Source organism: Streptococcus mitis (assembly GCF_946188615.1).
Classification (GTDB): domain Bacteria; phylum Bacillota; class Bacilli; order Lactobacillales; family Streptococcaceae; genus Streptococcus; species Streptococcus mitis_BZ.
In genome coordinates this window covers 100,688-111,647 of the sequence record NZ_CAMHVK010000002.1, presented here as the reverse complement: position 1 = coordinate 111,647, position 10,960 = coordinate 100,688, and the positions used below count along the sequence as shown (strand labels likewise).

Annotated in this window: 12 protein-coding genes and 1 pseudogene; 12 read left to right on the top strand and 1 reads right to left on the bottom strand. The window is 39.9% G+C overall.

The window, feature by feature from the left end; all coding sequences use genetic code 11:
* Positions 1-197 precede the first annotated feature (197 nt).
* The 11 genes and pseudogenes from OCF95_RS02365 (at position 198) to ciaH (ending at position 9,542) form a co-directional block, all read left to right on the top strand.
* Positions 198-524, top strand: a complete 327-nt coding sequence (locus OCF95_RS02365; protein ID WP_000665423.1) for a PadR family transcriptional regulator — start codon at positions 198-200, stop codon at positions 522-524.
* Positions 521-1,336, top strand: a complete 816-nt coding sequence (locus OCF95_RS02360) for a hypothetical protein (RefSeq protein WP_261104824.1) — start codon at positions 521-523, stop codon at positions 1,334-1,336. Before OCF95_RS02365 ends, OCF95_RS02360 begins: the two co-directional genes overlap by 4 nt.
* Positions 1,337-1,410: 74 nt before the next feature.
* A complete protein-coding gene (locus OCF95_RS02355) occupies positions 1,411-2,337 on the top strand; it encodes an aldo/keto reductase (RefSeq protein ID WP_261104823.1) in 927 nt (308 codons plus the stop codon).
* 100 nt (positions 2,338-2,437) lie between these two features.
* Positions 2,438-2,674 (top strand): DUF2829 domain-containing protein, encoded by a 237-nt coding sequence (locus OCF95_RS02350; protein ID WP_033686704.1) that lies wholly within the window; start codon positions 2,438-2,440, stop codon positions 2,672-2,674.
* Entirely contained in the window at positions 2,667-3,365 is a 699-nt protein-coding gene (locus tag OCF95_RS02345) for a 3-oxoacyl-ACP reductase (protein WP_261104822.1), read from the top strand. Before OCF95_RS02350 ends, OCF95_RS02345 begins: the two co-directional genes overlap by 8 nt.
* Positions 3,366-3,369: 4 nt before the next feature.
* A pseudogene (locus tag OCF95_RS02340) lies at positions 3,370-3,516 on the top strand (NUDIX hydrolase); the annotation flags it as partial.
* Positions 3,494-4,378: a putative PEP-binding protein gene (locus OCF95_RS02335; protein ID WP_261104908.1), complete on the top strand. Its 885-nt coding sequence runs from the start codon at positions 3,494-3,496 to the stop codon at positions 4,376-4,378. The pseudogene OCF95_RS02340 and the gene OCF95_RS02335, both read left to right, overlap by 23 nt.
* Positions 4,338-4,778: an ASCH domain-containing protein gene (locus tag OCF95_RS02330; protein ID WP_261104821.1), complete on the top strand. Its 441-nt coding sequence runs from the start codon at positions 4,338-4,340 to the stop codon at positions 4,776-4,778. Before OCF95_RS02335 ends, OCF95_RS02330 begins: the two co-directional genes overlap by 41 nt.
* A gap of 122 nt (positions 4,779-4,900) precedes the next feature.
* Positions 4,901-7,447: a M1 family metallopeptidase gene (locus tag OCF95_RS02325; RefSeq protein WP_261104820.1), complete on the top strand. Its 2,547-nt coding sequence runs from the start codon at positions 4,901-4,903 to the stop codon at positions 7,445-7,447.
* 96 nt (positions 7,448-7,543) lie between these two features.
* The gene (gene ciaR, locus OCF95_RS02320; RefSeq protein ID WP_000590639.1) at positions 7,544-8,218 is read left to right on the top strand and encodes a two-component system response regulator CiaR; all 675 of its coding nucleotides are present in this window, start codon (positions 7,544-7,546) and stop codon (positions 8,216-8,218) included.
* Positions 8,208-9,542 (top strand): two-component system sensor histidine kinase CiaH, encoded by a 1,335-nt coding sequence (gene ciaH / locus OCF95_RS02315; protein ID WP_261104819.1) that lies wholly within the window; start codon positions 8,208-8,210, stop codon positions 9,540-9,542. Before ciaR ends, ciaH begins: the two co-directional genes overlap by 11 nt.
* Positions 9,543-9,575: 33 nt before the next feature.
* Here the strand turns inward: ciaH and OCF95_RS02310 are convergent, their stop codons facing one another.
* Positions 9,576-9,863, bottom strand: coding sequence for a DUF3270 domain-containing protein (locus OCF95_RS02310; RefSeq protein WP_084924597.1), 288 nt, complete (start codon positions 9,861-9,863; stop codon positions 9,576-9,578).
* A 139-nt stretch (positions 9,864-10,002) separates the two neighbouring features.
* Between OCF95_RS02310 and OCF95_RS02305 the strand changes: the two genes are divergently transcribed.
* Entirely contained in the window at positions 10,003-10,932 is a 930-nt protein-coding gene (locus OCF95_RS02305; protein WP_000411191.1) for a peptidase U32 family protein, read from the top strand.
* Positions 10,933-10,960: the final 28 nt, after the last annotated feature.

Genomic DNA, 10,960 nt, shown 5'->3' with positions numbered 1-10,960 from the left:
CAGATCAAAACATGATTTTGAGGTTGTAGATGAAACTGACCAAGTCAGTAACCATACATACGGCAAGGCGACGCTGACGTGGTTTGAAGAGATTTTCGAAGAGTATTAACTATTATGCTTTACAAACTAGTGTGGAAGTGGTATATTATAGATGAAGCTACTAGTAGGTATTACAAAATAGATAGAAGGGGGAAGGGATGAAGGAAACTCAACTATTAAAAGGTGTTCTTGAAGGTTGTGTCTTGGATATGATTGGTCAAAAAGAGCGATATGGTTATGAGTTGGTTCAGACTCTACGAGAGGCTGGATTTGATACTATCGTTCCAGGAACTATTTATCCTTTGTTGCAAAAGTTAGAAAAAAATCAATGGATAAGAGGCGACATGCGTCCGTCGCCAGATGGTCCAGATCGGAAGTATTTTTCATTAACTAAAGAAGGAGAAGAGCGTGTCTCGGTTTTTTGGCAACAATGGGACGATTTGAGTCAAAAAGTAGAAGGAATTAAGAATGGGGGTAAACCATGAAGAAAATGAAGTATTATGAAGAAACAAGCGCTTTGTTGCATGAGTTTTCTGAGGACAATCAGCAGTATTTTGAGGAACTGTGGGATAGTTTTAACCTTGCTGGATTTCTCTATGATGAGGACTATCTCAGAGAGCAGATCTATTTGATGATGTTAGATTTCTCAGAAGCAGAACGAGACGGAATGAGTGCAGAGGATTATCTAGGTAAGAATCCTAAAAAATTAATGAAAGAGATGCTCAAGGAAGCACCTCGCAGTTCTATCAAGGAGTCCCTTTTGACGCCAATTCTTGTCCTAGCGGTATTACGTTATTATCAACTACTAAGTGATTTTTCTAAAGGTTCTCTCTTAACAGTCAATTTGCTCACATTTTTAGGGCAACTTCTTCTTTTTCTGATTGGATTTGGACTTGTGGCCACAATCTTACGTTGGGGGCTAGTCCAAGATTCTCCTAAGATGAAAATTGGCACTTATATTGTCGTTGGAATTCTTGTTCTGCTAGTCGTTCTAGGATATGTAGGAATGGGAAGTTTCATACAAGAAGGAGCCTTTTATCTTCCTGCTCCCTGGGATAGTTTATCTGTCTTTACGATTTCGCTGGTCATCAGTATTTGGAATTGGAAAGAAGAGTTTTTTCGTCCCTTTAACAGTATGATTGTTGCCCATCTTGTTGTAGGCTCTCTGCTCCGTTACTATGAGTGGATGGAAATTTCAAATGTTTTTCTTACAAGAGCTATTCCTTTAGCTGTCCTTTTTATTGGTATTTTTCTCTTGTTCCGTGGGTTTAAGAAGATAAAATGGAGTGAAATATAGTCAAAAAGCCGTTGCAAAGCGGTTTTTTGTTATAATGAAGGGAAGAATGTTAGAAATTAAAGGAGACAAATTTGATGAGATACATAACTATTGGTCAAGATGACAAAGAATTATCAGAAATTGTTCTCGGAATGATGAGAATAGAAGATAAGTCTGTAAAAGAAGTTGAAGAGCTTGTAGAAACAGCACTTTCTGTTGGAATCAATGCTTTCGACTTGGCTGATATATATGGTCGTGGTCGTTGTGAAGAACTGTTAGGTCTTGTCCTAAAAAATCGTCCCGATTTAAGAGAAGAGATGTGGATTCAGTCAAAATGTGGCATTCGCATTGAAGAATTTACCTATTTTGATTTTTCTAAGGACTATATTATAAAATCAGTTGACGGAATTTTGCAAAGATTGAAGACTGATCATCTAGATAGCTTGCTTCTTCATCGACCAGATGCTTTGATGGAATCTGACCAAGTAGCAGAAGCCTTTGATCTCCTTTATAAACAAGGTAAGGTTCGAAATTTTGGAGTTTCTAATCAAAATCCTATGATGATGGAGTTACTTAAAAAAGATGTCAAGCAGCCGTTAGCTGTTAATCAGCTACAATTGAGTGCGGCTTTTACTCCAGGATTCGAATCAGGTTTTCATGTTAATATGGAAGATAGTCAAGCAGCTATGCGAGATGGCAGCATTTTTGAATATTGCAAATTACACGATGTGGTCATTCAAGCATGGTCTGTCTTACAATTTGGGTATTTTAAAGGGAATTTTGTTGGAAATGAGAAATTTCAAGCTTTAAATCAAGTACTTGATCGTTTAGCTACTAAATATGGAGTAACCTCTTCAACTATTGCCATTTCTTGGATATTGCGTTATCCAGCAAAAATGCAGGCAGTCGTAGGTACAACTAATCCTAAGCACTTGAGAGAAGTTAGCCAAGCGACAAACTTTAGCTTAACAAGAAAAGAATGGTATGAAATTTATCTTGCTGCTGGGAATAATTTGCCGTAACTTAAGTAGAAGCAGATGTAAATAAATCACAGTCAAAAAGCCGTGTCAAGCGGTTTTTTGTTATAATTAAATGAAGAATGTAGAATTAAAGGAGAAAAACATGACATTTGAAGAGATCCTGCCTGGGTTAAAGGCTAAGAAAAAATATGTACGAACTGGTTGGGGAGGTGCTGAAAACTATGTCCAACTTTTTGACACCATTGAGCAAAACGGGGTTGCACTTGAAGTGACACCTTATTTCCTAATCAACGTGTCTGGAGAAGGAGAAGGTTTTTCCATGTGGAGCCCGACACCTTGTGATGTTTTGGCGACGGATTGGGCAGAAGTGCATGACTAGACGTGTATTGATTACGGGAGTGAGTTCAGGGATTGGCCTAGCTCAAGCTCGCCTCTTTTTAGAGAATGGCTTTCAAGTTTATGGAGTTGACCAAGGTGAAAATCCACTCTTAGAGGGTGATTTCCGCTTTTTACAGAGAGATTTGACCTTGGACTTGGAGCCTATTTTTGACTGGTGTCCTCAGGTGGATGTTTTGTGCAATACTGCTGGAGTTTTGGATGATTACAAACCACTTTTGGAACAAACGGCGCAGGAAATTCAAGAGATTTTTGAAATCAACTATGTGACTCCTGTTGAGTTGACTCGCTATTATTTGACACAAATGTTGAAAAATAAAAAGGGAATTATCATCAATATGTGCTCAATTGCTTCGAGCCTAGCAGGTGGAGGTGGTCACGCCTATACTTCCTCTAAGCATGCCTTGGCTGGCTTCACCAAGCAGCTAGCTCTAGACTATGCAGAAGCTGGGATTCAGGTCTTTGGGATTGCTCCAGGAGCAGTCAAGACGGGTATGACCGCTGCCGACTTTGAACCAGGTGGTTTAGCGGACTGGGTGGCTAGTGAAACGCCAATCAAACGCTGGATTGAGCCAGAGGAAATAGCAGAAATCAGCCTTTTCTTAGCAAGTGGGAGGGCAAGCGCCATGCAGGGACAAATTCTGACAATAGATGGTGGCTGGTCTTTGAAGTAGGAGGATTTGGATGGATATTCAAGAGATCACAGAAGAAAATGCATCGCCATTAGTCTTGAAGGTTAAGTCTGAATTATTAGGATTTCCAGAACTGGACAAGACTTCTTACATGAATTGGAAGGTGAATGATGAGGAAGCAACTTGCTCTTAGTGGAGAAAAACTTGATGAAAAAGTTTACCCACAACTATTTCATCATGTTGGCATGATTCGTGGGGAATACTTGTTGAGAGAGCTTAATCAAAACATCATATTAGCAAGTTGTCAGCAATTTGTAAAAGATTATCTAGAGACTATCTGCTCCCTGTACTCAGATGAAGAAGTTTGGTATCGTTTTTCTGAATTAACAAATACAGAAGCTAATTGTCTAAAGGGGACTAAAGAGTATTTTGATGAAAATCATCCCTTATTTGGATATAGAGGAACTAGGCGTTTGCTGGCGTGTCCGGATGAATTTCAGGCTGAAGCACATGTCGTTACAGAAGTTTATCAAAACAATCCCAATCTATCTGCTATCTTTCCTTTTGTCAATGATGCTGAGCAGTTAAAGCAAGCTATCACAGTATTGCGTCAGCATGGTTTTACTGGGAAAATTGGCACGATGATTGAATTACCGTCAGCGTATTTTGACTTGGATAGGATACTGGAAACGGGCATTTCAAAGATTGTAGTTGGAATGAATGATTTGACTTCTTTTATTTTTGCCACTGTGAGAAACAGTCAATGGCATGATATGGAAAGTCCAATTATGTTAGATATGCTAAGAGATATGCAGGATAAAGCAAGGATTAAAAATATTGACTTTGCTGTAGCAGGCTATCTGAATGTTTCTTTCATACAAACAATGAATCAGATGGGTATCGAATGCATTCTCCATTACAGCTCTATTCCAGAGATATTTGATTTAGAAATTGGCTATCCAGACCATCTCAAACATATAAAAGAAGAAAGTAAGAAATTACAAAGGAGCGCCCATGACACCGCAAGAAATGTGGAATGCCTACAAGAAAATTAACCCCTCTATAGGAGATGAAATCGATGCTTGGGCTTTTGGAGTGGAACCAGACCTTTTAGCAGATTTGGTTTTAAGAGGCGAAAAGACTGCAACAGCTTCAGCCTACGACCTCTATGCACTAGAAGCCGAGACTCTTCCTCAAGAAGGAACTTTTGATGTCATTTTAGATAGTCAAAATCAGGCTGTCTGTATTGTCGAAATTACAAAGGTTTCTGTCCAGCCCTTCAATCAAGTTTCTGCTCAACATGCCTATAAGGAAGGTGAGGGAGACAAATCACTTACCTATTGGCGTCAGGTTCATGAGGATTTTTTCACAGACTGTTTGGGTGAAGCAGGACTGACTTTTACACCTGAAAGCAAGGTTGTTTTAGAAGAATTTCGCAAGGTCTACCCACTGTAGACTGTTAGACGGAAGAAAGTTTTGGAAATCGCCGTCCAATCCTTTTTTCTCCAGCAAAACATGATATAATAAGTTTGTTTGAAGAAGAGCAGCAGCTCTTAAACTTAGAATAGGAGAAAATTATGCAAGCAGTTGAACATTTTATTAAGCAATTTGTTCCTGAACATTATGATTTATTTTTAGACTTGAGTCGTGAGACCAAGACGTTTTCAGGGAAAGTGACCATCACTGGGCAAGCACAGAGTGACAGCATTTCCCTTCATCAAAAAGACTTGGAAATCGCTTCTGTAGAAGTTGCAGGGGAAGCTCGCCCATTTACAGTTGACCATGAAAATGAAGCCCTTCATATCGAATTGGCTGAGGCTGGTCAAGTTGACTTGGTTATTGCCTTTTCAGGAAAAATCACGGATAACATGACTGGGATTTACCCTTCTTATTACACAGTTGACGGAGTCAAGAAGGAAGTCTTGTCTACTCAATTTGAGAGCCATTTTGCGCGTGAAGCCTTCCCATGTGTGGATGAGCCAGAAGCCAAAGCAACTTTTGACCTTTCTCTACGTTTTGACCAAGCAGAAGGTGAATTGGCCTTGTCTAACATGCCAGAAATCGATGTTGAAAACCGTAAGGAAACAGGTATCTGGAAGTTTGAGACAACACCTCGTATGTCCTCTTACTTGTTAGCCTTTGTTGCGGGTGATTTGCAAGGGGTAACGGCTAAAACTAAAAACGGTACCCTTGTAGGTGTTTACTCAACGAAAGCCCATCCACTATCTAACCTTGATTTCTCACTGGATATTGCTGTTCGCTCTATCGAGTTTTACGAAGATTACTATGGAGTTAAATACCCAATCCCTCAATCTCTCCACATCGCCCTTCCTGACTTTTCAGCTGGTGCTATGGAAAACTGGGGTCTTGTGACCTACCGTGAAGTTTACTTGGTTGTGGATGAGAACTCTACCTTTGCCAGCCGTCAACAAGTTGCCCTTGTTGTGGCCCATGAATTGGCTCACCAATGGTTTGGTAACCTGGTAACTATGAAATGGTGGGATGACCTTTGGCTCAATGAAAGCTTTGCTAACATGATGGAGTACGTCTGTGTGGATGCTATTGAACCAAGCTGGAATATCTTTGAAGATTTCCAAACAGGTGGTGTTCCGTCTGCCTTGAAACGTGATGCGACTGATGGTGTTCAGTCTGTTCACGTCGAAGTGAAACATCCAGATGAAATCAATACGCTCTTTGACGGAGCTATCGTCTATGCCAAAGGAAGTCGCCTCATGCACATGCTTCGTCGTTGGCTAGGTGATGCCGATTTTGCCAAAGGTTTGCACGCTTACTTTGAAAAACACCAATACAGCAATACAATTGGTCGTGACCTTTGGGATGCCCTTGGTCAAGCGTCAGGGCGTGATGTTGCAGCCTTCATGGATTCTTGGTTGGAGCAACCTGGTTACCCAGTACTTACTGTCAAAGTTGAAAATGATGTTTTGAAGATTTCACAAAAACAATTCTTCATCGGTGAGCACGAAGACAAGAACCGTCTCTGGGTGGTGCCACTCAATAGCAACTGGAAAGGCTTGCCAGATACACTTGAAACTGAAAGTATAGAAATTCCTGGCTACGCAGCTCTTCTTGCTGAAAACAAAACAGCTCTTCGCCTCAACACTGAAAATACAGCTCACTACATTACAGACTATCAAGGAGACTTGCTAGATGCTGTTCTTGCTGACCTAGTTGATCTTGATAACACAAGCAAATTGCAAATCGTCCAAGAACGTCGTTTGCTTGCTGAAGCAGGGCACGTTTCTTATGCTGACTTGCTCCCAGTCCTTGATAAACTTGCTAAGGAAGAATCTTACCTTGTGGTTTCAGCTGTTTCTCAAGTGATTTCTGCCCTTGAGCGCTTTATCGATGAAGAAACAGAAATTGAAACAGCCTTCAAAGCACTGGTTGCTAAATTGGCTCGTCACAACTATGACCGTCTTGGTTTCGAAGCTAAAGATGGAGAATCAGATGAGGATGAATTAGTTCGTCAGTTAGCCATTTCTATGATGATTCGCTCAAATGATGCAGAAGCTAGTCAAGTTGCTAGCCAAATCTTCGCAGCACACAAGGAGAATCTTGCAGGACTTCCAGCAGCCATTCGTTCGCAAGTTCTGATCAATGAGATGAAACATCATGAGACTAAAGACTTGTTAGCACTTTATCTTGATACTTATACGCACGCAACAGATGCTGTCTTTAAACGTCAGTTGGCAGCTGCTCTTGCCTATAGTAAAGATGCGGACAATATCCAAACCTTGATTGCTTCTTGGAAGGACAAATTTGTGGTCAAACCACAAGACTTATCAGCTTGGTACTTCCAGTTCTTAAACCATCAAGCAACTCAGGAAACAGCATGGTCTTGGGCTCGTGAAAACTGGGCCTGGATTAAGGCGGCTCTTGGAGGAGATATGAGCTTTGATAGCTTTGTTATCCTTCCTGCTCATGTATTTAAGACAGAACAACGCTTGGCGGAATACAAGGAGTTCTTTGAGCCACAACTTTCTGACCTTGCTCTTAGCCGTAATATTGGTATGGGAATCAAGGAAATTGCAGCGCGTGTTTCCTTGATTAACCGTGAAAAAGCTGCAGTGGAAGCAGTTGTTCTTCAATACGGAACTAAATAATCAAAATAAAACTCAGCTATCTCATGTAAAATGCAGAGAGTTGAGTTTTTTTTAAGGCAAATTTGGTATAATGGTTTTAATAAGGAGGAGTTTCTCATGATAAAAATCTTATTAGTTGAGGATGACCTAGGCCTGTCAAATTCAGTATTTGACTTTTTGGATGATTTTGCGGATGTCATGCAGGTATTTGATGGAGAAGAAGGTCTCTACGAAGCTGAGAGTGGCGTCTATGACTTGATTTTGCTCGATTTGATGTTGCCAGAAAAAAATGGTTTCCAAGTCTTGAAAGAATTGCGTGAAAAGGGGATTACGACCCCAGTTCTGATTATGACTGCCAAGGAAAGCTTGGATGACAAGGGACATGGATTTGAGTTGGGAGCGGATGACTATCTGACCAAACCTTTTTACCTAGAAGAACTCAAAATGCGGATTCAAGCGCTTCTCAAACGTTCAGGTAAATTTAATGAAAACACCTTGACTTATGGAAATATTGTGGTTAATTTGTCAACCAATACTGTTAAAGTCGAAGATACTCCTGTCGAATTGCTAGGTAAAGAGTTTGATTTATTAGTTTATTTCCTTCAAAATCAAAATGTTATTTTGCCTAAGACTCAGATTTTTGATCGTCTATGGGGATTTGATAGTGACACAACGATTTCGGTTGTCGAAGTCTATGTTTCAAAAGTCCGTAAGAAATTAAAAGGAACCACTTTTGCAGAGAATTTGCAAACCTTGCGCAGTGTTGGGTATATTTTAAAAGATGTTCAGTAAACTAAAAAAAACATGGTATGCGGATGACTTTAGTTATTTTATCCGTAACTTTGGTGTCTTCACTCTGATTTTTTCCACCATGACTCTGATTATTTTGCAGGTCATGCATTCGAGTCTCTATACTTCGGTGGATGATAAGCTTCATGGACTGAGTGAAAATCCTCAAGCAGTTATCCAGCTGGCAGTAAATAGGGCAACAGAAGAGATTAAAGACTTAGAGAATGCGGCTACAGATACTAGCAAGACTGAAGTAAAACCCAATGTCAGTTCCAATACCGAGGTTATTCTTTTTGATAAGAATTTTACCCAGCTTCTTTCTGGAAACCGATTTTTGGGATTGGATAAGATTAAGTTAGAGAAAAAAGAACTAGGACATATCTATCAGATTCAAGTTTTTAATAGCTATGGACAAGAAGAAATCTATCGCATGATTTTGATGGAAACGAATATCAGTTCGGTTTCAACCAATATTAAGTATGCGGCTGTCTTGATTAATACCAGTCAGTTGGAGCAGGCCAGTCAAAAGCATGAGCAATTGATTGTGATTGTGATGGCAAGTTTCTGGATTTTGTCTTTACTTGCCAGTCTCTATCTAGCTAGGGTCAGTGTTCGTCCTCTGCTTGAGAGTATGCAGAAGCAGCAGTCCTTTGTGGAAAATGCTAGTCATGAGTTACGAACTCCACTCGCAGTTTTGCAAAATCGCTTAGAGACCCTTTTCCGTAAGCCAGAAGCTACCATTATGGATGTGAGTGAAAGCATTGCATCGAGTTTGGAAGAAGTCCGAAATATGCGGTTTTTGACAACGAACTTGTTGAATTTAGCTCGTAGAGATGATGGGATTAATCCGGAACTTGCAGAAGTTCCAACCAGTTTTTTCAATACGACTTTCACAAACTATGAGATGATTGCTTCTGAAAATGACCGTGTCTTTCGTTTTGAAAATCGGATCCATCGAACGATTGTCACAGATCAGCTTCTTTTGAAACAACTTATGACCATCTTATTTGATAATGCCATCAAATATACTGAGGAGGATGGTGAAATTGATTTTCTTATCTCGGCGACCGATCGCAATCTGTATTTACTGGTTTCTGATAATGGAGTCGGTATTTCAGCAGAAGATAAGAAGAAAATATTTGACCGCTTTTATCGAGTGGACAAGGCTAGAACCCGCCAAAAAGGTGGTTTTGGTTTAGGATTATCCTTAGCCAAGCAAATTGTAGATGCCCTAAAAGGAACCATTACTGTTAAAGATAATAAACCAAAGGGAACAATCTTTGAAGTGAAGATAGCCATCCACACACCATCTAAAAAGAAAAAATAAAAATATCGCTCCAGTTGGGGCGATATTTTGGATTTATCTTCTACGTTTTCGTTTGATAATAGACCGTTGAACTTTTAAAACAAGTAAGCTGGATCCGATTGCTGCGGCAAAGGCAAGAGCAGTTGATAATTTTAATGATAAAAAGATAAAACTAAAGATAGCAATACAGATACAAAAAACAGCGATATTAACAAAAAATAGGATTTCCTTGAGATTGGCATCAGATTGTGCTTCAGGTGTATAATCTTGATAGCGAGGAACCTGCTGGCTTAATTCTTCTTGATAGTCTACCTCATAGGATTGTAATTTTCTTACGGGCATTATTCTCTCCTTAACAGTACATACCTATTTTATCATTTTTTCAGCAGAGAATTATTACAGAAAGGTTACAATAAGAATAAAGTCCCTTTTCATTTTTAAAGAATGGCTGATTTTCCAGAAATGTGGTATAATTTTTCTTATGGAAAAGATTATCATTACAGCAACTGCTGAAAGTATTGAACAAGTTAAACAACTGCTCGAAGCTGGCGTAGACCGTATCTATGTCGGTGAGAAAGATTTTGGCCTTCGTCTGCCAACGACCTTTAGTTATGACCAATTGCGTGAAATCGCTAAGTTGGTTCATGATGCTGGTAAGGAATTGATCGTTGCGGTTAATGCTCTCATGCACCAAGACATGATGGATCGTATCAAGCCATTCCTTGATTTCTTGGAAGAAATCAAGACAGACTACATTACGATTGGGGATGCAGGTGTCTTTTACGTTGTCAACCGCGATGGTTATTCCTTTAAGACCATCTATGATGCTTCAACTATGGTGACAAGCAGTCGCCAGATTAACTTCTGGGGACAAAAGGCTGGCGCATCTGAGGCTGTTTTGGCGCGTGAAATTCCATCTGCTGAACTCTTCAAAATGCCAGAGATTTTGGAAATTCCTGCTGAAGTTTTGGTTTACGGAGCTAGCGTTATCCATCATTCTAAACGTCCGCTCTTGCAAAATTACTATAACTTTACGCACATAGATGATGAAAAGACGCGCAAGCGTGACCTCTTCTTGGCTGAGCCAAGTGACCCAGAGAGTCACTATTCCATTTTTGAAGACAATCATGGAACCCACATTTTTGCCAACAATGACCTTGATTTGATGACAAAATTGACAGAATTGGTAGAGCATGGTTTTACTCACTGGAAATTAGAAGGTCTCTATACACCTGGTCAGAACTTTGTTGAGATTGCAAAACTCTTTATCCAAGCGCGTAGCTTGATTCAAGAGGGCAACTTTAGCCATGACCAAGCCTTCTTGCTGGATGAAGAAGTGCGTAAACTTCACCCTAAAAACCGTTTCCTTGATACAGGATTCTATGATTACGATCCTGATATGGTTAAATAAAGTAAATGGATAGTTGAGAGAAGGAAGA